We start from the raw sequence: 21,943 nt of genomic DNA on the forward strand, positions 1-21,943 counted from the left end.
TCGGCATTTCGGCAGGTGGGTCAGACGAGGTTTGGTGCGATACATTACTTATCGGTATGTAACGTCACACGAGCTGCGAACGGTAGTTTACAGTGACCGTGGCCACAGATGATGGCTGCAGTGAGGAGTGGTGACGTGGGTATCGAGATATCTGTTGAGGGACTGACGAAGTCCTTTGGATCGCAGAAGATCTGGGAGGACGTCTCGTTCACCCTTCCCGAGGGGGAGGTGAGCGCGCTCCTGGGTCCGTCCGGTACCGGCAAGTCGGTGTTCCTGAAGTCGCTCATCGGGCTCCTGCGGCCCGAGCGCGGCCAGATCATCATCGACGGCACGGACATCCTCCAGTGCACCGCCAAGGAGCTCTACGAGATCCGGAAGCTGTTCGGTGTCCTGTTCCAGGACGGCGCGCTCTTCGGTTCCATGGACCTCTATGACAACGTGGCGTTCCCGCTGCGCGAGCACACCCGCAAGTCGGAGAGCGAGATCCGGGACGTCGTCATGGAGAAGCTCGAGCTCACCGGTCTCACCGGTGCGGAGGGCAAGCTCCCCGGCGAGATCTCAGGCGGTATGCGCAAGCGCGCCGGCCTCGCCCGTGCGCTCGTGTTGGATCCTGAGATCATCCTGGTCGACGAGCCCGACTCGGGTCTGGACCCGGTCCGCACCACCTACCTCGCGCAGTTGTTGATCGACATCAACGCGCAGATCGACGCCACGATCCTCATCGTGACGCACAACATCAACCTCGCCCGGACCGTGCCGGACAACCTGGGCATGCTCTACCGGAAGAAGCTCGTCATGTTCGGCCCGCGCGAGGTCCTTCTGACGAGCGAGGAGCCCTCTGTCCGCCAGTTCCTCCGCGGATCCAAACTGGGGCCGATCGGCATGTCCGAGGAGAAGGACGACGCGCAGATGCGCGAGGAGCAGGCGCACGCCGATGCCGGCCACAACGACGGCTCCCCGGGCGAGGACGAGGTGACGGGGGTCCCGCCGCAGATGCAGCCGACCCCCGGCGGCCCCGAGCGCAAGGGCGAGATCCGCCGTGAGAAGAGGGTGGCCGAGATGATGGACACGCTCCCCGAAGGCGCCCAGGTAGCCATCCGCGAGGAGTGGGCGGCCCGCGGCCACGGTAACAGTAGGGTCACAGCGTCGGCGCCGGTCAACGCCACCGCGGGCGCTGCGGGCGGCGGCAGTCAGTGGCTGTCGACGACCTCTACGGGTCCTCATGTGTCCGAGGACACCGGAGGGATCGGAGGAAAGGCATGGCGGAGGGCGTGAACCAGCAACCCGCGGTGAAGTCCGGTGTGTCGCCGGCAGATGTCGGCGGAGGAGTCCGGACCGCGGTGGGCGGCGCCGGTGCGGTCTTCCGACTGTTCCTCGAGGTGTTCAGAGGGGTCTTCAGGAGGCCGTTCCAGTTCCGAGAGTTCATCGAGCAGTCGTGGTTCATCGCGTCCGTGACGATCCTGCCGTCGGCGCTGGTCGCGATCCCCTTCGGGGCGGTCGTGGCGATGCAGACGGGCTCGCTGGTCCAGCAGCTCGGGGCTGAGGCCTATACGGGAGCGACCGGCGTCCTCGCCGTCGTGCAGCAGGGCGCGCCGCTGGTGACCTCGCTGCTTATCGCGGGCGCCGCTGGGTCGGCGGTGGCCGCTGATCTGGGCGCCCGCTCCATCCGCGAGGAACTCGACGCGATGCGGGTCCTCGGGATCGACCCGGTCCAGCGGCTCGTCGTCCCCCGAGTGCTCGGGATGATGCTCGTCGCTCTGCTTCTCAACGGGCTCGTCTCCATCGTCGGGATCTCCGGGGGGTACGTGTTCAACATCATGCTGCAGGGCGGGACACCGGGCGCCTACCTCATGTCCTTCGGCGCCCTCGCGCAACTGCCCGACTTCATTATGTCCTCGATCAAGGCCCTCATTTTTGGGCTCATCGCAGGGGTGGTCTCCGCATACTGCGGGATGAACCCCAAGGGCGGGCCCAAGGGCGTTGGTGACGCCGTGAACCTCGGCGTCGTCCTGACGTTCCTCCTGCTGTTCTTCGCCAACCTCATCCTCACTGCCGTTTACCTGCAAGTAGTCCCGCCGAGGGGGTCCTGATGGCGATCCATACAGATGTCGGACCCACGCGCGCCCGTGTGAGGGCCGTCGTCCGCGGCCCGATCAGCTCGTTCGATTCTCTGGGAGACCAGCTCGCCTTCCACTTGCGAGCGATTCGGTGGATCCCGCAGACGATCGTGCACTACCGGAAAGAGGTGCTGCGGTTGATCGCGGAGGTGACATTCGGCGTCGGCGTGCTCGCAGTGCTCGGCGGGACCATCGGCGTGATCGTCATGATGAGCGGGTTCACCGGCGTGGTCGTGGGGCTGCAGGGTTACGCGGCACTGGACCAGATCGGCAGCTCGGTCCTCACCGGTTTCCTGTCCGCCTACGTCAACACCCGTGAGGTCGCGCCCCTCGTGGCGTCGCTCGCCCTGTCCGCCACCGTCGGCTGCGGTTTCACCGCCCAGCTCGGTGCCATGCGGATCTCCGAGGAGATCGACGCCCTGGAGGTCATGGCGATTCCGAGCGTGCCGTACCTCGTCACCACTCGGGTCATCGCCGGGTTTATCGCCGTCATTCCGCTCTACGTCGTGGGTCTGCTCTCGTCATACCTCGCCACGCGGGGAGTCAACACCATGATTCAAGGACAGTCCACAGGGTCGTTCGACCACTACTTCCATCTGTTCCTGCCTCCGGAAGACGTGATCTATTCCTTCGTCAAGGTGATCATCTTCGCCTTCGCGCTGGTGATGATCCACTGCTACTACGGCTTCACCGCGTCCGGGGGCCCGGCCGGCGTCGGCGTGGCGGTGGGGCGCGCTGTCCGCACCACGATCGTCGTGGTGGCGATCCTGAACTTCTTCGTCGGACTGGCACTTTGGGGCACGACCACGACGGTGCGGGTGGCGGGATGAACGAGCTCTCCGTACTCTCCAAGCGGTTGCTGGCCGCCCTTTTCATCATTATCGTCCTGGCGTTCGTCGGGACCACCATCGCGATCTACAACCGCGCCTTCACCGACTCGGACGGCGTCACCCTGTACACCGACGACATGGCGTTCGCGCTGCCGAACGACGCCGACGTCAAGGCGCGCGGTGTCCTCGTGGGCCGCGTCTCCGGTGTCGAACCCGACGGGGACCGCGTGCAGATCAACATGGAGTTCGACCCGGCGCTCATGGAACAACTGCCGGCCAACGTCAGTGGCCGCCTGCTCCCCAAGACGTTGTTCGGTGAGCGGTTCGTCGACCTGGGGTTCCCCGATGAGCCCGTGGGGACGCTCGAACCGGGAGCGACCATCGAGCAGGACACCCGCGGCAACGCGATCGAGTTGGGGCGCGTCCTGGACGGGCTACTCCCCGTTCTCGAGGCGGTCCCGCCGGAGAAACTGGCGGGCACGCTCGGCGCGATCAACCAGGCGTTGTCAGGCCGTGGGGACGAGATCGGCGCCAGCCTGGTCGAGATCGGACAGGTCTTCGACGGCATCAACCAGGAGTTGCCCGCTCTGGAATCCGGGCTGGAGGATCTGGCGACATTCTCCCAGACCTATTCCGACGCGCTGCCTGATCTCATCAACGCTCTGGACGCGCTGCGCACCACCGGCGACACGGTGGTCCAGCGCCGCCCCGACATCGCCGACGGACTGCGGCGGATCAGCGAGTCGTCCGAGGTCCTCACCGGTTTCCTCGCCGCGAACCGCGACGACCTCATCTCCCTGGCGGTGGACTCGCGCACCTCCCTGGAGTACCTGGCTGAGTATTCGCCAGCACTGCCGTGCTCGGTGGGGAATTTCATGACACTTCTGGACCGGTCCGATGCCATCCTGGGCGTGGGCACCGAGCACCCCGCCATCCGGGTGACGCTCGAGCTCGTCAATCCCAGAGGGCGTTACGTGCCCAACCAGGACGAGCCGCGGTTCTTCGACACCCGCGGTCCCCGCTGTTACGACCCGGCGCAGGAGCCGTTCTACTTCGGTGGGGCCCCCGGCGGGGCGATCGCCGACGGGAGCTACCAGATCCCCACCCGCAATCCGGGGCCCGCGTTCATCCCGACTCTGCCCAATCCGCTTCTCCGGGACGGGCCGGTTCCGGCACTCCGTAACCGTGGCTCGGTTCCCCCGGCTCCCGGGCGGGCGGTGCCCGAGCAGCCCAATATGCCGTTTCCGTCAACCGTCGCGGGTCAGGACACCGACGTGGTGGCTATGGCCTACGCCGGCTCGCCGCTGGAGACCGACACCGTCCGAACCGTCCTGGGGGTCGCGTCCTCGCGCGGCGCGCAGGAGATCCCTGCCTGGATCGGCCAGATCGGCGCCCCGGCGCTTCGCGGAACGGAGGTCGGTTTCCGATGAACGCCAAACTGAAGGCCCTATTCCGTGGCGGCCTGCTGGGGTCATTCGTCAAACTGGTGGTCTTCATCGTGGTCACAGTGCTGCTCAGTTCGGTCCTCGCCGTGACCATCAGGGGCGGCACCCGGGCGGAAGGTACGGAGTACTCTGCGATCTTCTCCGACGTGACCATGCTGGAGGAGGGCGACGACGTCCGGATAGCCGGCGTCGTGGTGGGCAACATCACCGGGATGGAGATCCACGAACGCGGCCTGGCTAAGGTGGACTTCACCCTGGCCGGCGACCGCACGCTGCCGGCCAACGTGCACCTGGCACTGCGGTTCCGGAACATGATCGGCCAGCGGTACCTGAACATCTCCCGGGAGCCCGGACCCGTCCAATCGGCCCTGGAGGAAGGGAGCACGATCGGAATCGAGAAGACCTCGCCCGCGGTCGATCTCACGGCGCTGTTCAACGGTTTCCGCCCGCTCTTCACGACCCTGCAGCCGGAGGACGTCAACGCGCTCGCCGACTCGCTGGTGCGGGTACTGCAAGGGGAGGGCGGCACCGTGACGAGCCTGGTCCGCCAGACTGGTGAGCTGACCAACCACCTGGCCGATCGGGATCAGGTGATCGGCGAAGTCATCGACAACCTCACCCGGGTCCTCGAGACCATCAACGAGCGGGACGTGCAGTTCCAGCAGCTCGTGGTGACCACCAGGCAACTCGTCGAGGGACTCGCCGACGAGCGCGACGCTATCGGCAGTTCGCTCGACTCGATGGCGGATCTGACCTCGTCGGCGGAGAACATCGTCACCGCCACGCGGCCCGCCGTGACGGATTCGCTCGACCACCTCAAGGTGGTCACCGACCAGATCACGACGAACCGCGACACGCTCAGCGAGGTTCTCATCAACCTGCCGCGCAAGACCGACAACCTCATCAGGATGGGTTCGTTCGGGTCCTGGCTCCAGTTCTATCTCTGTGGACTCGACGTGGTGCACGGCCCAGGCACCAACGTGCCCAACCTTCTTCCGAGCGGCGGTCCCACGATCAATCAGCCGGTGTACACGAACGTCGCGCCCCGGTGCCACGCAGGGGGAATCCCATGAGCAAGCGCAGTGCGAACGAGCCGAGGTTCAGCAACGCCACCATCGGAGCGATCGGGGTCCTGGTGATCCTCGCCCTGACCGCCGTGTCGTTCAGACTCGACGCGCTACCGATCGTCGGGGCGGGACCCAAATACACAGCCTACTTTTCCGAGGCCGCCGGGCTAGCGGACGGTAGCGAGGTCCGCGTGGCCGGCGTCAAGGTTGGCGTCGTGACCGACGTGGCGCTCGAAGGCGACAAGGTGGCCGTGGGCTTCCGGGCCAAGGACGCCTGGCTGGGTGACGACACCCGGGCGAGCATCCAGCTCAAGACCGTGCTCGGCCAGAAGTACCTCGCGCTCACGCCGGCGGGAACCGGGGAACTCGACACGTCGGAGCCGATCCCGCTTGAGCGGACGGTGGCCCCGTACGACGTGGTCACAGCTTTCTCCTCCGCAGCGGAGACGCTCGACGAGATCGATGACGACAAATTGGCAGAGAGCCTGGACACACTCACCGATGCGATGCAGGCGTCGCCCGAGGAGTTCCGGGGCGCGGTCGACGGGATTGGGCGTCTGTCGCAGACCGTGTCCAGCCGGGACGCCGAATTGCGGAACCTACTCGAGGCCACGCGTACGAGCTCCCAGATCGTGGCGGACCGTAATGACGACTTCCGGCGCCTGATCATCGGGACCGGACAGTTGTTGAGCGAACTCAACGACCGCGCCGAGAGTCTCAAGCTGGTGTTGGCCTCCACGCGCGGACTGTCGATCGAACTCCGCCGGTTCGTCGCGGAGAACGAGGCCGAGTTCAAGCCGACCCTGGATAGTCTCGACTCCGCCCTGGCGGTGTTGACCGACCACGAGGAAGAGCTGAGGGCATCCATCCACAACCTCGGGCCCTTCTATCGGCTGTACTCCAACATTCTGGGCTCGGGCAGATGGTTCGACACCGTGGTCACCAACCTCGTCCCGCCGGGTATTCCTGAGCCGCCCTTCTATCCCGGCGCCCGCGCGCCGGCCAGACAGAGTGGGATCAACTGATGCACAAGAAGATGCCGTACTCGTTCGTCGGGCTGCTGCTCGTCGTCGTCGTGGCCGCCGTGACTGTTATTTTCCTCGCCGTCACGGGGTTCGGACGCACCAGCATCACCGCCACCTTCCCGACAGCCGTCGGAATATCGGAGGGCTCCGATGTCCGGATCCTGGGGGTCACGGTGGGTTCCGTCGACAAGGTGACCCCGATGGGGGAGACCGTCGAGGTCGAGTTCCACGTCCGCCGGGGCGTGGACGTCCCGGCGGACGCCAAGGCGGTCCAGGTGACGCCCTCGGTCGTCCCTGACCGTAACGTCCAACTACTGCCCGCCTACTCTGGCGGCCCCAAGATGGAATCGGGCGCGCACATCCCCCTCGAGCGGACCGCGACACCGGTCGAGGTGGACAAGCTCTACGCCTCGGTGGAGGAACTGACCGATGCTCTCGGCCCGGAGGGTGCCAACAAGGACGGCGCTCTCGACCGGTTCGTCACCGCGTCCGCGGACACGCTCGGAGGCAACGGTGCCGCACTCGGGCGGTCGATCGACGAGTTGTCGCAGGCCGCGACGACGCTGGCGGATTCGAGTCAGGACATCAGCGAGACCGTGGTCAATCTGCAGTCGTTCGTCACGATGCTCGCGCAGAACGATGCCCAGGTGAGGCAGTTCAACTCCCAGATGTCAACCTTCAACCAGACTGTCGCTGGTCAGCGCGAGGACCTCCAGGGCGCCCTCGCCGAACTGAGCTACGCCCTCGCGGACGTCGCGCGTGTCGTGCGGGACAACCAGGACGTGATCCGCAGCAATGCGGACCGTTTGGTGAGACTCAGTCAGATCACCGCGGACCAGAGGGGCGACATCGAGGAGATCCTCAAGACTGCTCCGTTGGCTCTGTCCAACCTCATCGGCGCCTACGACCCCGAGGCCGGGCTGTTGTCCTTACGTCTCGACATCCCGGAGTTGCAGGACCCGGCCGGCGTCCTGTGCCAGCTCATGACACTTGGCCGCCTGAACCCCGGGGACCAGATGCTGGCCGAACTCGACAACCTCCGGCGCGCCGATATCGAGGCCTGCGAGGCTCTCGCGCCGCAGCGCAACGCCGATCTACAAGCGTCGAACCCGGATCTGCCGTTGGGCATCCTCGCTGGCGAGATGAATCAGTCGGTCCCGGTTCCCGGGACGGTCCAGGGCAATCGCGGGTGGCCGATGACGCCCGCATCGGAAGGGGGACGGGGATGATCCGGCCGACCACGCCCATCCTCGGTCGCGCCGTCCGCGCGGTCGGTGCCAGCGCGCTCGTGGCCGCCGTCGCGGCGGGGTGCTCGTTGAATCTGGAGGACTACACTCTGCCGGGTGGCGCGGACCTGGGTGAGGACCCCATGCACGTGGCCGTCCGCTTCGACGATGTGTTGGACCTGGTCCTGCAGTCGTCGGTCAAGGTCAATGGTCTTGACGCCGGTCGCGTGTCCGGTATCTCGCTGGCGGAGGACGGGTGGACCGCAGAGGTGGACATCGTCCTCCGCGGCGACATGGAGCTCCCCGCCAACGTCGAGGCCTCGATCCAGCAGACCAATCTCCTTGGCGAGAAGTTCGTGCAGCTCAGCCCGCCGGAGGATGAGCCGCCCACCGGAGAGCTGTCCGGCGGTGACGTCATCGCCAGTTCGGACACCCGCACGGCTACCGACATCGAGCAGGTTCTCGGCGCGCTGTCGCTGTTGCTCAACGGCGGCGGCGTGGACCAACTGCAACCGATCGTGGCCGAACTGCGCAAGGCCACCGACGGCCGCGAGGAGGATCTCACCCGGACCCTGCGATCGGCGGAGGAGCTCATCGGGGGCCTGAACCGGCAGCGCGACAGCATCACCGAAGCCCTCGAGGGCGTGAACCTCATGACGTCGCGTGCCAACGATCAGCGCCAGCAGATCGAGGCGGCGCTCGACGAGCTGCCCGCCGGGGTGGCGGTGCTCGAGGAGCAGCGCTCGCAGTTCGTGGAGATGCTGCGCCGGGTCGACACACTGGGCCAGGTCGGCTCGGAAGTCCTGCTCACCAGCAGGGAGGACCTCATCGCCGACCTGCGGGCGCTGCGCCCTGTGCTGCAGTCCCTCGGCGAGTCGACTCCGGAGCTCATCGAGCTGATCGGTTTCGTCCCCACCTTCCCGTTCCCGGACTCGTCTATCCCGGCGACCGTCGGCGGCGCGGCCAACATCTTTCTCTCCGTGGACGCGACGATCTCTGAGACGCTCCGGAATCTGGGGGCGAATCAGGGCGAACCGGTGGTTCGCCGTCCGAACACCACGAGCGGGCCCTACGTCGTGGACCCGCAGAACCCGTGGGTCGGCGACAACGGCCCGGACCGGCGGACGACCATCGTGCTGCCGCTCCTGCCGGTCCCGCCGGTCATGGACCGGGCGGTGGTGCCCAAGCCCGCACCAGGAGTCTCGGAGTTCTCCGAGAACTACCTGCCCGAACCAGGAGAGCCAGGAAACCGATGAGCAAGACACTCCGCACCCAGCTCATCGCCTTCTGTGTGATCGCCGCGGTCGGGATCACCTATGTAGGTGCCAACTACGTTCGCTTACCTTCGCTGTTCGGGATCGGCCAGTACCAGGTCTATCTGGACCTACCCGAGACCGGCGGGGTGTTCACCAACGCGGCCGTCAACTACCGCGGCACGGCGATCGGACGGGTGGGCGAGCTCTCGCTCACCGACGACGGTGTGCGAGTCGAGCTCGACCTCGACTCGAGCGCCCCCGACGTCCCGGCGGACACCGAGGCCGTGGTCGCCAATCGCTCCGCCATCGGAGAGCAGTACGTGGACTTGCGACCCAACAGCAGCTCGGCGCCGTATCTCGAGGACGGGGACGTGGTCTCCGCCGGACGTGAGGCGTTGCCGGTACCCGTCGAGAACCTGCTGGCCTCCGTCGACGACCTTTCCCGATCGGTCCCCTTGGACGATCTCGAGGTGACCGTCGACGAACTCGGCAAGGCGTTCCAGGGCCGGGGACCCCAACTGGAGCGACTCTCGAACTCCCTCATCCGCATTTCCGAGTCCGGTATCCGCACCATGCCGCAGTTGCAGACGCTGATCCGCGACGGGGCGACCGTCCTGGAGACGCAGGCCGACCAGTCCGGCGAGATCGTCAGTTTCTCCCGCGATCTCAGGACGGTCACCGAGGCGTTGCGTGACTCGGACTCCGACCTGGAACGGCTGATCACCACGGGACCGGAGTTCGCCGACGAGACCCGCTATCTGGTGGAGAACTCCGGCGCCCCGCTCTCTGGAACCGTGCGGAACCTGTCGGCGACGATGAAGACGATCGATCCACTGGCGCCGTCGTTCAAGGTGCTCCTGCAGCTGTTGCCGGCACTGGCCGCCGGCGGGATGTCAGTCGCTCCTGGGGACGGGACCATCCACTTCGGTCTGTCCCTCGAGACGAACAACCCACCAGCGTGTACGCAGGGGTACGAAGGTACGTGGGAGATCATCGACCAGATGAAGGCGCAGGACCCGTCCTTCGACTGGCAGGAACAGAACTTCCCGCCCAACTACGACGCGCAGTGCACCGTGCCCTTCGGCAGCCCCACCGCAGTCCGCGGTGCCGACCGGGTGGAGTACGCGCACCCGGACGTGCCGCAGCCGTGGGACGCGAAGCCCAAGATCGACCCCGACAAGGCCAACCTGTCAGTGGCGGCCACGCAGCTCGCGGTGTTGCAGGGGTTGATTCCCCGGTGAGGGTGCGGCGGGGCGGCGACCCGGCGGACGGCGGGTCCGGTAGCGTCGCCGCCATGAGTTCGCAGGGAACGGAGGGGGGCGCGCGCCGCCCCGCGGGGACGGGGACCGTGCCGAGATGGCTGGTGGTCCTCGCGGCGATCATCCTCGTGGGGGGGCTGGCGACGTTGGGGGTGTTCGGGGTGCGTTACTCCCAGGCGCGGTCGGCACAGGAGGTGGCGTCCGAGCGCGAGGCGGCCGCCGACGTCGCCGCCCAGGTGATCATCAACGCGTTCAGCTTCGACCACCGGAACGTCGACGATTCGCTGGAGCAGCTGGCAGAGGCCTCGACCGGCGAGTTCCTCACCGAGCAGGAGCAGTGGGCTGACGATGTGCGGACGCGCGTCGTGGAGCAGAAGGCGGTCACCACGGCCACGGTCTCGCACACGGCTGTCGAGACCCTGGACCTCGAGGCCGGCGACGCCGCCGTCCTGGTGGTGTTCACCGCCCACTCCGAGCGGGAGGGCCAGGATGACATCACCGGCCGTCAGGCGATGCGCGTGGACCTGACGCGAGAGGACGGCACCTGGAAGGCCGACGCGGTCAACCAGGTGGGCGTGACGGTCCCGGTGGGCGAGTCCAGCCGGTCCGTGCAGGAGCTCAACACGCCGGAGGAACAGGACGCCCCGGCCACCGAGGAGGAGTCGACCCCCGCGCCGACCACCTCCGCCGGACGATGACGAAGGACGACAGTCGCTGATGCCACCGATCAAGAGGACACAGAAGTCGGTCACTCCGGCGCCGCGTCGACGGCTGGCCGGTCACGCCGGACAGACCCGACCCGAGGGCGGGAACGCCGCGGGCCCCACGACGTGGGACGAACGAGACGACGACGAGGTGGGCGGCACCGGAACCGGGGCGGGTCGCGGGGAGCGGCGTGCCGGCCGTCGGCCCGGTGGTCGGACGATCGCATACTCCGCCATCGCGGTGGGACTGGTCGCCGGAGCCGTCGGCGTGTTCCTGGCGACGGAACCCGGGGTCGACGTGGACAACCGGGCGTTCGTCGACCGACGGGACACCGAGGAGGTTCTCTCGGCAGCGACGACCAACGTCCAGCGGCTCGTGGCGATCGATCACGAGACCCTCGACGAATACCACGATTCCCTGGGTGAATTCCTCACCCCGAAGCTCGTCAACGAGCTGGACGAGAACTGGCCCGCGTTGCGTGACAGCTACGAGCAGTCCGCGACGACCGTCGACGCGGAGGTCCGTGAGGCCGGTCTCGCCTACCTGCAAGGCGACAAGGCCGAGGTGTTGCTGGTACAGGATGTGTCGATGACCAGGGACGGCGCGGCTGCGGGAAGTACCAGCGGCACCTATCTCGTCGGTCTGGACAAGATCGACGGCGTGTGGAAACTGTCGAGGATCCCGGATCTGCCCTCCTGACGAGGGCTGGTCGGGAACCGATCCGGCAACCGACCGAGCCAGATCCTTGACGAAAGTGCTTTCACCCGTCACCCTTTAGGGGCATCGGGCGAGTGCCGCAGAGAAGAGTGCGACACGGTCCGAGTGCGACGTCCCGACCGGGGCCGATGGGGCGAGAGCCACGAGGGCAACCAGCGCAGAGACGGACGCCGTACCACGCATGCGACTGGCCTCCGGGTGACACCCCGTTAAAGGCTGGACTTTGTCGCCGCCTTCCACTAGATTAGGTCGTTGCGCTGGCTGCTATTTGCACTCTCGTCCGTCCGTGACGGCTCGTCCCTGGTCTCACCGGGTGTTCTCCGAGTCCTCGATCGGTTCGGATCTGGGTGGATACCCGTCGGCGGACCGCTCGCAGATACATCTGTGGTCACCGCCCGTGGTGATCACGTGAGGTGCTGGAAGGACCCATCTTGGCAGTCTCCCGCCAGACCAAGTCAGTTTCCACCGTTCCCGGTGCGCCCCGGAGGGTCTCGTTCGCGAAACTCTCCGAGCCGTTGCCGGTCCCGGGACTGCTCGACCTCCAGACGGAGTCGTTCGAGTGGTTCATCGGGTCGGAGGAGTGGCAGAAGAGGGCCGCGTCACGCGGCGTCACCAACCTCGAGGGAGGCCTGGAGTCGATCCTCAGGGAGATCTCCCCGATCGAGGACTTCTCCGGATCCATGTCCCTCTCGTTCTCGGACTCGTACTTCGAAGAGGTCAAGGCCTCCATGGAGGACTGCCGCGAGAAGGACCGCACGTACGAGGCGCCCCTGTTCGTCACCGCCGAGTTCGAGAACACCGAGACGGGCGAGATCAAGTCGCAGACCGTCTTCATGGGTGATTTCCCGATGATGACGGACAAGGGCACGTTCATCATCAACGGCACCGAGCGGGTCGTCGTCTCGCAGCTCGTCCGCTCGCCGGGCGTGTACTTCGACCGGAACCGCGACAAGTCCACGGAGCGCGACGTCCACTCCGTCAAGGTCATCCCCTCGCGGGGTGCCTGGCTCGAGTTCGACGTGGACAAGCGCGACACCGTCGGTGTGCGTATCGACCGCAAGCGTCGTCAGTCCGTGACCGTGCTGCTCAAGGCGCTCGGGTGGACCACCACCGAGATCAAGGAGCGCTACGGCTTCTCCGAGATCATGATGTCCACCCTCGAGAAGGACACGGTCGAGGACACGGATCAGGCCCTGCTCGAGATCTACCGCAAGCTGCGTCCGGGCGAGCCGCCCACCCGCGAGTCCGCCGAGGCCCTCCTGGAGAACCTGTTCTTCAAGGAGAAGCGTTACGACCTGGCCCGTGTCGGCCGCTACAAGGTCAACCGCAAGCTCGGTCTGCCGGACCCCGAGGGCGACTCCACCACCACGCTCACGCGTGAGGACATCGCCGCCACCATCGAGTACCTCGTGCGTCTCCACGCGGGAGAGAACTCGATGCAGGTCTCCGGCGGGCGCGAGGTGCCGGTCGACGTCGACGACATCGACCACTTCGGCAACCGGCGTCTGCGTACCGTCGGCGAGCTCATCCAGAACCAGGTCCGCGTGGGCCTGTCCCGGATGGAGCGCGTCGTGCGCGAGCGCATGACCACGCAGGACTCCGAGGCGATCACCCCGCAGTCGCTGATCAACATCCGGCCCATCACCGCCGCGCTCAAGGAGTTCTTCGGAACCTCCCAGATGTCGCAGTTCATGGACCAGAACAACCCGCTGTCGGGTCTGACCCACAAGCGTCGTCTGTCGGCCCTGGGCCCCGGTGGCCTCTCCCGTGAGCGCGCCGGCCTCGAGGTGCGCGACGTGCACGCCTCGCACTACGGCCGCATGTGCCCGATCGAGACCCCCGAGGGCCCGAACATCGGTCTCATCGGTTCGCTCTCGGTCTACGCCCGGGTCAACCCGTTCGGCTTCATCGAGACCCCGTACCGCCGGGTCATCGACGGTTCGGTCACCGATCAGGTGGACTACCTGACCGCCGACGAGGAGGACCGCCACGTCGTGGCGCAGGCCAACTCGGAGATCGACGCGGACGGCAAGTTCGTCGAGGACCGCGTCCTCGTGCGCAAGAAGCACGGTGACGTCGAGGTCGTCGCGGGGACGGACGTCGACTACATGGACGTCTCGCCGCGGCAGATGGTCTCCGTGGCCACCGCGATGATCCCGTTCCTCGAGCACGACGACGCCAACCGTGCCCTGATGGGTGCGAACATGCAGCGCCAGTCGGTCCCGCTCGTGCGTTCCGAGGCGCCGCTCGTCGGCACCGGTATGGAGCTGCGCGCGGCCGTGGACGCCGGCGACGTCGTCGTCAACACCAGCGCGGGGATGGTGGAGGAGGTCTCGGCCGACTTCATCACCGTGATGGACGACGACGGTGGCCGCCAGACCTACCGTCTGGCCAAGTTCGCCCGGTCCAACCAGGGCACCTGCTCCAACCAGAAGCCGATCGTGGACGAGGGCGACCGCGTCGAGGCCGGCCAGGTCCTCGCCGACGGTCCCTGCACCGAGAACGGTGAGATGGCCCTGGGCAAGAACCTGCTCGTGGCGATCATGCCGTGGGAGGGCCACAACTACGAGGACGCGATCATCCTCTCGCAGCGCCTGGTGGAGGAGGACGTGCTCACGTCCATCCACATCGAGGAGCACGAGATCGACGCCCGCGACACCAAGCTGGGTGCCGAGGAGATCACGCGCGACATCCCCAACGTCTCCGACGAGGTCCTGGCGGACCTGGACGACCGCGGCATCGTGCGTATCGGCGCCGAGGTCCGTGACGGCGACGTGTTGGTGGGCAAGGTCACGCCCAAGGGCGAGACCGAGCTCACCCCGGAGGAGCGCCTGCTGCGCGCCATCTTCGGCGAGAAGGCGCGCGAGGTGCGCGACACCTCGCTGAAGGTGCCCCACGGTGAGTCCGGGAAGGTGATCGGCGTCCGCGTGTTCTCGCGTGACGACGACGACGACCTGCCCCCCGGCGTCAACGAGCTGGTCCGTGTGTACGTGGCGCAGAAGCGCAAGATCCAGGACGGCGACAAGCTCGCCGGCCGCCACGGCAACAAGGGCGTCATCGGCAAGATCCTCCCCGCCGAGGACATGCCGTTCATGCCCGACGGCACGCCCGTGGACATCATCCTCAACACGCACGGCGTCCCGCGTCGTATGAACATCGGTCAGATCATGGAGACCCACCTCGGCTGGTTGGCGAAGGCGGGCTGGGAGGTGCCCCGCGAGGCGGACGGTTCCCTCCCCGAGTGGGCGACCAAGCTGCCGGAGGAGATCTACAGCGTCGAGGCCGGCACCAACACGGCCACCCCCGTCTTCGACGGTGCGGCGGACACGGAGATCACCGGCCTGCTCGGCTGCACGCTGCCGAACCGTGACGGCGAGCGGATGGTCGAGGCCGACGGCAAGGCGACCCTGATCGACGGTCGTTCGGGCGAGCCGTTCCCGTACCCGGTGTCCGTGGGTTACATGTACATCCTCAAGCTGCACCACCTGGTGGACGACAAGATCCACGCCCGTTCCACGGGTCCGTACTCGATGATCACCCAGCAGCCGCTCGGCGGTAAGGCCCAGTTCGGTGGCCAGCGCTTCGGTGAGATGGAGTGCTGGGCGATGCAGGCCTACGGTGCCGCGTACACCCTCCAGGAGCTGCTCACGATCAAGTCGGACGACGTCGTGGGTCGCGTGAAGGTGTACGAGGCGATCGTCAAGGGCGAGAACATCCCGGAGCCCGGGATCCCGGAGTCGTTCAAGGTCCTGCTCAAGGAGCTGCAGTCGCTGTGCCTCAACGTCGAGGTGCTCTCCAGCGACGGCCAGGCCGTCTCGCTGGGCGAGGGTGCCGAGGACGACGATCTCGACCGCACCGCGGCGAACCTGGGGATCAACCTCTCCAGGGACGAGTCCTCGGCCGCGGACGAGCTGGCGCAGTAGGCGCCGGGGGCGCGCACCACCGGCGCCCCGCAACCCGAATATTTAAGTTCCACCACGGCGGGCCCCGTACCGGCCCCACCCCGAGAGGGGCCCGCCACCATCCCATAAGGGGAAGGACGCCTACGTGCAGGACGTCAACTACTTCGACGAGCTGGTCATCAGCCTCGCTACAGCGGAGAACATCCGTAACTGGTCCTACGGTGAGGTCAAGAAGCCGGAGACCATCAACTACCGCACCCTCAAGCCGGAGAAGGAGGGCCTGTTCTGCGAGAAGATCTTCGGCCCCACCCGGGACTGGGAGTGCTACTGCGGCAAGTACAAGCGTGTGCGCTTCAAGGGCATCATCTGCGAGCGCTGTGGCGTCGAGGTGACCCGTGCCAAGGTGCGCCGTGAGCGGATGGGCCACATCGAGCTGGCCGCGCCCGTCACGCACATCTGGTACTTCAAGGGCGTCCCGTCGCGGCTCGGCTACCTCCTGGACCTCGCGCCCAAGGACCTCGACAAGATCATCTACTTCGCGGCCTACGTCATCACCGCCGTGGACAAGGACCTGCGCCACAACGAGCTCAGCACCCTCGAGGCGCAGACCCTCGAGGAGCGCAAGATCATCGAGGACGAGCGGGACTCGGACATCGAGGCACGCGCCAAGAAGCTCGAGGCCGACCTGGCCGAGCTGGAGGCCGAGGGTGCCAAGGCCGACCAGCGCCGCAAGGTCAAGGACGGCGGCGAGAAGGAGATGAAGAAGATCCGCGAGTCGGCACAGCGCGAGCTGGACCGCCTCGAGGAGATCTGGACCACCTTCACCAAGCTCGATATCAACCAGATCATCGTGGACGAGGGCATCTACCGCGAGCTCGAAGACCGCTTCGGCGAGTACTTCGAGGGCGGCATGGGTGCCGAGGCGATCCAGTCGTTGCTGGAGAACTTCGACCTCGCGACCGAGGCCGAGAACCTCCGCGACATCATCCGCAACGGCAAGGGCCAGAAGAAGATCCGCGCCCTCAAGCGCCTCAAGGTCGTCTCCGCGTTCCTGCGGTCCGGCAACCACCCGGCCGCGATGGTGCTCGGGGCCGTCCCGGTGATCCCCCCGGAGCTGCGCCCGATGGTGCAGCTCGACGGTGGGCGCTTCGCCACCTCGGACCTCAACGACCTCTACCGTCGTGTGATCAACCGCAACAACCGCCTCAAGCGTCTGATGGACCTCGGTGCCCCCGAGATCATCGTCAACAACGAGAAGCGGATGCTGCAGGAGTCCGTCGACGCGTTGTTCGACAACGGCCGTCGTGGCCGGCCCGTCACGGGCCCGGGCAACCGCCCGCTCAAGTCGCTCTCGGACCTCCTCAAGGGCAAGCAGGGCCGGTTCCGTCAGAACCTGCTCGGCAAGCGCGTCGACTACTCGGGTCGTTCCGTGATCGTCGTGGGTCCGCAGCTCCAGCTGCACCAGTGTGGCCTGCCCAAGCTGATGGCGCTCGAGCTGTTCAAGCCGTTCGTCATGAAGCGCCTGGTGGACCTCAACCACGCCCAGAACATCAAGTCCGCCAAGCGGATGGTCGAGCGTCAGCGCGACCAGGTGTGGGATGTGCTCGAGGAGGTCATCGCCGAGCACCCGGTGATGCTCAACCGTGCGCCCACGCTGCACCGCCTCGGCATCCAGGCCTTCGAGCCGCAGCTCGTCGAGGGCAAGGCCATCCAGTTGCACCCGCTGGTGTGTGAGGCCTTCAACGCCGACTTCGACGGTGACCAGATGGCCGTGCACCTCCCGCTGTCCGCGGAGGCGCAGGCCGAGGCCCGCATCCTCATGCTCGCCTCGAACAACATCCTGTCGCCGGCGTCGGGCCGTCCGCTCGCCATGCCGCGTCTGGACATGGTGACGGGTCTGTACTACCTGACCCGTCTCGACGAGGGCGCCACCGGCTCCCACGTCCCGGCCGCCGAGGACGCCCCCGCCACCGGCGTGTACTCGAACCCGTCGGAGGCCATCATGGCCGTCGACCTGAAGGTGCTGGACATCCACGCGCCGATCCAGGTGCGGATGTCGCAGCAGCGTCCGCCCGCCGAGATCGAGGCGGAGCGGTTCCCCGAGGGCTGGACCCACGGCCAGGAGTGGATCGCGGAGACCACGCTGGGCCGCGTCATGTTCAACGAGCTGCTCCCGGCGGACTACCCGTTCGTCAACGAGCAGATGCCCAAGAAGCGTCAGGCCGTCATCATCAACGACCTGGCCGAGCGCTACCCGATGATCGTCGTGGCGCAGACCGTGGACAAGCTCAAGGACACCGGTTTCTACTGGGCCACCCGCTCGGGCGTCACCATCGCGATGTCCGACGTGTTGGTCCCGCCGGCCAAGAAGGAGATCCTGGCGGGTTACGACGCCAAGGCCGCGCGGCTCGAGTCGCAGTTCAGCCTGGGCAAGATCACCGACGAGGAGCGCAAGAGCGACCTGGTCAAGCTCTGGCAGGAGGCCACCGACGAGATCGGTCAGGCCATGGAGGCCAACTACCCGGACTCCAACCCCATCCCGACGATCGTGAAGTCGGGTGCGGCGGGCAACATGACCCAGATCCGTGCGCTCGCGGGCATGAAGGGCCTGGTGACGCGTCCGAACGGCGAGTTCATCCCGCAGCCCATCAAGTCCTCGTTCCGCGAGGGCCTGACGGTGCTCGAGTACTTCATGAACACGCACGGTGCGCGTAAGGGTCTGGCCGACACCGCGCTCCGTACGGCGGACTCGGGCTACCTCACGCGTCGTCTCGTCGACGTGTCGCAGGACGTCATCGTCCGCGAGACGGACTGTGGCACGAGCAAGGGCATCGAGACGATCATCGCCCGCCGCGAGGTGGACGCGCACGGTGTCGAGACGGGTGTGCTCTCACGGGACGAGCACGTCGAGACCTCGACGTTCGCGCGCACCCTGGCGGAGGACGCGGTCGACGCCTCCGGCGCGGTCATCGTGGCCGCCGGCACCGACCTCGGTGATCCGACGATCGAGGCGCTCATCGCCGCGGGCGTGGAGAAGGTCAAGGTCCGCTCGGTCCTCACCTGCACCACGGGCACGGGGGTCTGCGCCACCTGCTACGGCCGTTCCATGGCGACCGGGCTGCTGGTCGACATCGGCGAGGCAGTGGGCATCGTCGCCGCCCAGTCCATCGGTGAGCCGGGTACCCAGCTGACCATGCGTACGTTCCACCAGGGTGGCGTCGGTGACGACATCACCGGTGGTCTGCCGCGTGTGCAGGAGCTCTTCGAGGCCCGCGTGCCCAAGGGCAAGGCCCCGATCGCCGAGGAGGCGGGCCGGATCCGGCTCGAGGAGGAGGAGCGCTTCTACACGATCACGATCGTGCCGGACAACGGCGCGGAAGAGATCGTGTACGAGAAGCTGTCCAAGCGGCAGGGTCTGGCGCACATCATCCTCGAGGACGGATCGTCCCGTCCGATCGTCGACGGCGACCACCTGGAGCGGGGGCAGGCCCTCCTCGAGGGTCCGGCCGACCCGCACGAGGTGCTGGCCATCCTCGGCCCGAACGGTGTCCAGAAGTTCCTCGTCGACGAGGTTCAGAAGGTCTACCGCGCGCAGGGTGTGTCGATCCACGACAAGCACCTCGAGGTCATCGTCCGTCAGATGATGCGTCGGGTGGCGATCAACGAGTCCAATAGCACCGAGTTCCTGCCCGGTGCGCTGGTCGAGCGCGCGGAGCTCACCGCGGAGAACCGTCGCGTGCTCACCGAGGGCGGCTCGCCGGCCTCGGCACGCCCGGTCCTCATGGGCATCACCAAGGCCTCGCTGGCCACGGACTCGTGGCTCTCGGCGGCCTCCTTCCAGGAGACCACCCGCGTGCTCACCGACGCCGCCATCAACCGGCGCTCGGACAAGCTCGTGGGTCTCAAGGAGAACGTCATCATCGGTAAGCTCATCCCGGCGGGTACCGGCATCAACCGGTACCGGAACTCGACGGTCGAGCCCACCGAGGAGGCCCGCGCGGCCGCCTACTCCATCCCGGACTACGGCGACGGGTTCTACGGTCCCGAGGACGGCTTCGGCGACGCCACCGGCGCGTCGGTCCGCCTGGACGACCTGGGTTACTGACCCGACCCGACGGGTCGGTCACCGACCGACCCGAGTGGACACCGGACCCCCGAGCGCCTCGAGCGCCGGGGGTCCGGTGCGTATCCCCGGCCGTGTCGTCGCTGGCCGCGAACGTGTTCTACACTTGCTCGATGTACCCTGAGCCGCCGCGGTCCTCGCGGCGGACCGGGGCCGGATGACCGGAAGGGGGCGATCGACAAGTGCGGATCGCACTGCTCTCGTACAGGAGCAAGCCACACGGTGGCGGGCAGGGCGTCTACGTCCGACACCTGAGCCGCGAGCTGGCCGCGCTGGGACACACCGTCGAGGTGTTCTCCGGTCAGCCGTACCCGGAGCTCGACCCGGGGCCCACGCTCACCAGGGTGCCCAGCCTGGACCTGTACAACGACGCCGACCCGTTCCGTACGCCGCACCCTCGTGAGATCCGCGACAGGATCGATCTGCTCGAGGTGGCCACCATGTGGACCGCCGGCTTCCCGGAGCCGCGCACCTTCAGTCTGCGTGCGGCGCGGGCGCTCACGCCCCGGCTCGCCGACTTCGACGTGGTGCACGACAACCAGTGCCTCGGCAGCGGACTGCTGACGCTGGAGGAGGCCGGGTTCCCGGTGGTCGCCACCGTGCACCACCCGATCACCCGTGACCGCGACCTGGCCATGAAAGAGGCCCCGCTGCGCAAGAAGATCACCACCTGGCGCTGGTTCGGCTTCCTCGGCATGCAGATCCGGGTCTCCAGGAAGCTGGAGGAGATCATCACGGTGTCCAGCAACTCGGCCGAGGACATCGCCACGGACTTCGGGGTGGACCCGGACCGGATCGTGACGATCCCGCTCGGGGTGGACACCGACCGCTTCCACGACCGCCGCGACCGCGAGCCCGGACGGCTGGTCTGCGTGGCCAGTGCCGACCAGCCGCTCAAGGGCGTCCCCATCCTGCTGCGGGCCCTGGCGAAGGTTCGTGAGGACCACCCGGGGGTGCGGCTCACGCTGATCTCCAAGCTCAAGCGCAAGGGCGAGGCCGCCAGGTTGCTGGACTCCCTGGGGTTGCGCGATGCGGTGGACCTGGTGTCGGGGGTCGACGACGACGAGCTGGCCGAGCTCGTGGGCACCGCCGAGATCTCGGTCGTGCCGAGCATGTACGAGGGTTTCTCGCTCCCCGCGGTCGAGGCCATGTCCAGCGGCTGTGCACTGGTCGCCAGCCGTGCGGGCGCGCTGCCGGAGGTCGTGGGTACCGATGATTCCGCCGCCCGTCTGGTCGAGCCCGGTGACGTCGACGAGCTCGCCCGCCAGATCAGCGCGCTGCTGTCCGACCCACTCGAGCGCCGGCGACTGTCGCAGGGCGGGCGGGCGCGGGTGATGGAGCGCTACAGCTGGGCAGCCGTGGCCAGGCGAACCGTCGAGGTCTACGAGACGGCGATCGCCCGGGTCCGGGGCGAGGCGCTCCCGGACCTCACCGCCGGTCCGGTCATCGGACCGGATCAGGCAGAGATAGACGAGTACGTCACCGACGACGTGCCCGAAGTGCTCCCGGGTTCCGGAGAGTACGACATCCGTGAGCAGGAGGACGCCGCATGCTGACCGCCGACTTCAATCGTCTGGGGGTCACCCCCGGCATGCGAGCCATCGATGTGGGAGCGGGCCTCGGCCGGCACACCTTCGAGCTCTACCGCCGCGGAGCCGACGTCACCGCCTTCGACCAGAACGCCGACGAGATGCGTCAGGTGACCGAGATGCTCGCCGCGATGGAGGCCGAGGGCGAAGGCCTGCCGGAGTCCAGGGGCGAGGCGGTGACCGGGGACGCACTCGATATGCCCTACGAGGACGGCACCTTCGATCTGGTGCTCATCTCCGAGGTTCTCGAGCACGTCCCGGAGGACACCAGGGCGATCAACGAGCTGGTGCGGATCCTCAAGCCGGGCGGGGTCGCCGCGGTGACCGTGCCGCGCGAGTGGCCGGAGAAGCTGTGCTGGAAGCTCTCGGACGCCTACCACTCCAACCCGGGCGGCCACTGCCGCATCTACACCGCCGAGGAGCTGGGTTTCAAGCTCCGCGCCGCCGGTCTGGAGGTCACCGGCACCGGGTTCGCGCACGCGCTGCACGCCCCCTACTGGTGGCTCAAGTGCGCCGTGGGTACGGAGAACGACGACCACCCGCTGCCCAAGGCCTATCACAAGCTCCTGGTGTGGGACCTGATGAAGGGCCCCTGGGTCACCCGGACCGCCGAGAAGCTGCTCAACCCGGTGATGGGCAAGTCCATCGTGTTCTACCTACGCAAGCCCGCGGAGGCCTGATC

General features: G+C 67.2%; 15 protein-coding genes. All 15 read left to right on the top strand.

Features of this window, described 5'->3' with window-relative positions:
* Positions 1 to 135 precede the first annotated feature (135 nt).
* The gene (locus G6027_RS12885) at positions 136 to 1,275 is read left to right on the top strand and encodes an ATP-binding cassette domain-containing protein (protein ID WP_346995729.1); all 1,140 of its coding nucleotides are present in this window, start codon (positions 136 to 138) and stop codon (positions 1,273 to 1,275) included.
* Positions 1,260 to 2,090: an ABC transporter permease gene (locus tag G6027_RS12890; RefSeq protein ID WP_182637521.1), complete on the top strand. Its 831-nt coding sequence runs from the start codon at positions 1,260 to 1,262 to the stop codon at positions 2,088 to 2,090. The genes G6027_RS12885 and G6027_RS12890 overlap by 16 nt, the downstream gene beginning before the upstream one ends.
* Positions 2,090 to 2,947: an ABC transporter permease gene (locus G6027_RS12895; protein ID WP_182637522.1), complete on the top strand. Its 858-nt coding sequence runs from the start codon at positions 2,090 to 2,092 to the stop codon at positions 2,945 to 2,947. The genes G6027_RS12890 and G6027_RS12895 overlap by 1 nt, the downstream gene beginning before the upstream one ends.
* Positions 2,944 to 4,377 (top strand): MCE family protein, encoded by a 1,434-nt coding sequence (locus G6027_RS12900; RefSeq protein WP_182637523.1) that lies wholly within the window; start codon positions 2,944 to 2,946, stop codon positions 4,375 to 4,377. Before G6027_RS12895 ends, G6027_RS12900 begins: the two co-directional genes overlap by 4 nt.
* Complete coding sequence (locus G6027_RS12905) at positions 4,374 to 5,465, top strand: MCE family protein (protein ID WP_182637524.1); 1,092 nt, start codon at positions 4,374 to 4,376, stop codon at positions 5,463 to 5,465. Before G6027_RS12900 ends, G6027_RS12905 begins: the two co-directional genes overlap by 4 nt.
* Positions 5,462 to 6,484 (top strand): MCE family protein, encoded by a 1,023-nt coding sequence (locus G6027_RS12910; protein WP_182637525.1) that lies wholly within the window; start codon positions 5,462 to 5,464, stop codon positions 6,482 to 6,484. The genes G6027_RS12905 and G6027_RS12910 overlap by 4 nt, the downstream gene beginning before the upstream one ends.
* A complete protein-coding gene (locus G6027_RS12915) occupies positions 6,484 to 7,713 on the top strand; it encodes an MCE family protein (RefSeq protein ID WP_182637526.1) in 1,230 nt (409 codons plus the stop codon). Before G6027_RS12910 ends, G6027_RS12915 begins: the two co-directional genes overlap by 1 nt.
* Positions 7,710 to 8,966, top strand: a complete 1,257-nt coding sequence (locus G6027_RS12920; RefSeq protein ID WP_063971834.1) for an MCE family protein — start codon at positions 7,710 to 7,712, stop codon at positions 8,964 to 8,966. Before G6027_RS12915 ends, G6027_RS12920 begins: the two co-directional genes overlap by 4 nt.
* Positions 8,963 to 10,207, top strand: a complete 1,245-nt coding sequence (locus tag G6027_RS12925; RefSeq protein WP_182637527.1) for an MCE family protein — start codon at positions 8,963 to 8,965, stop codon at positions 10,205 to 10,207. Before G6027_RS12920 ends, G6027_RS12925 begins: the two co-directional genes overlap by 4 nt.
* A 53-nt stretch (positions 10,208 to 10,260) precedes the next feature.
* The gene (locus G6027_RS12930; RefSeq protein WP_187702870.1) at positions 10,261 to 10,923 is read left to right on the top strand and encodes a hypothetical protein; all 663 of its coding nucleotides are present in this window, start codon (positions 10,261 to 10,263) and stop codon (positions 10,921 to 10,923) included.
* A gap of 19 nt (positions 10,924 to 10,942) precedes the next feature.
* Positions 10,943 to 11,629 carry a hypothetical protein gene (locus G6027_RS12935; RefSeq protein ID WP_182637529.1) on the top strand — a complete coding sequence of 229 codons (687 nt, stop codon included), beginning with the start codon at positions 10,943 to 10,945 and terminating at the stop codon, positions 11,627 to 11,629.
* 431 nt (positions 11,630 to 12,060) lie between these two features.
* Positions 12,061 to 15,570 (top strand): DNA-directed RNA polymerase subunit beta, encoded by a 3,510-nt coding sequence (locus G6027_RS12940; RefSeq protein ID WP_182637530.1) that lies wholly within the window; start codon positions 12,061 to 12,063, stop codon positions 15,568 to 15,570.
* Between the two features lie 124 nt (positions 15,571 to 15,694).
* Positions 15,695 to 19,654: a DNA-directed RNA polymerase subunit beta' gene (locus G6027_RS12945; protein WP_182637531.1), complete on the top strand. Its 3,960-nt coding sequence runs from the start codon at positions 15,695 to 15,697 to the stop codon at positions 19,652 to 19,654.
* 200 nt (positions 19,655 to 19,854) lie between these two features.
* A complete protein-coding gene (locus G6027_RS12950) occupies positions 19,855 to 21,228 on the top strand; it encodes a glycosyltransferase (RefSeq protein WP_182637532.1) in 1,374 nt (457 codons plus the stop codon).
* Complete coding sequence (locus G6027_RS12955; protein ID WP_182637533.1) at positions 21,222 to 21,941, top strand: class I SAM-dependent methyltransferase; 720 nt, start codon at positions 21,222 to 21,224, stop codon at positions 21,939 to 21,941. Before G6027_RS12950 ends, G6027_RS12955 begins: the two co-directional genes overlap by 7 nt.
* The last annotated feature ends 2 nt before the right edge of the window (positions 21,942 to 21,943 follow it).

Origin of the sequence: Dietzia sp. SLG310A2-38A2 (genome assembly GCF_014145095.1) — a bacterium.
Taxonomy (GTDB): Bacteria; Actinomycetota; Actinomycetes; order Mycobacteriales; family Mycobacteriaceae; genus Dietzia.

Bases quoted from the DNA above. Each gene is read 5' to 3' on its own strand.
- G6027_RS12935 (WP_182637529.1), top strand. From the start codon at position 10,943: ATGCCACCGATCAAGAGGACACAGAAGTCGGTCACTCCGGCGCCGCGT.
- G6027_RS12905 (WP_182637524.1), top strand. From the start codon at position 4,374: ATGAACGCCAAACTGAAGGCCCTATTCCGTGGCGGCCTGCTGGGGTCA.
- G6027_RS12930 (WP_187702870.1), top strand. From the start codon at position 10,261: ATGAGTTCGCAGGGAACGGAGGGGGGCGCGCGCCGCCCCGCGGGGACG.
- G6027_RS12920 (WP_063971834.1), top strand. From the start codon at position 7,710: ATGATCCGGCCGACCACGCCCATCCTCGGTCGCGCCGTCCGCGCGGTC.
- G6027_RS12900 (WP_182637523.1), top strand. From the start codon at position 2,944: ATGAACGAGCTCTCCGTACTCTCCAAGCGGTTGCTGGCCGCCCTTTTC.
- G6027_RS12925 (WP_182637527.1), top strand. From the start codon at position 8,963: ATGAGCAAGACACTCCGCACCCAGCTCATCGCCTTCTGTGTGATCGCC.
- G6027_RS12910 (WP_182637525.1), top strand. From the start codon at position 5,462: ATGAGCAAGCGCAGTGCGAACGAGCCGAGGTTCAGCAACGCCACCATC.
- G6027_RS12895 (WP_182637522.1), top strand. From the start codon at position 2,090: ATGGCGATCCATACAGATGTCGGACCCACGCGCGCCCGTGTGAGGGCC.
- G6027_RS12955 (WP_182637533.1), top strand. From the start codon at position 21,222: ATGCTGACCGCCGACTTCAATCGTCTGGGGGTCACCCCCGGCATGCGA.
- G6027_RS12890 (WP_182637521.1), top strand. From the start codon at position 1,260: ATGGCGGAGGGCGTGAACCAGCAACCCGCGGTGAAGTCCGGTGTGTCG.
- G6027_RS12915 (WP_182637526.1), top strand. From the start codon at position 6,484: ATGCACAAGAAGATGCCGTACTCGTTCGTCGGGCTGCTGCTCGTCGTC.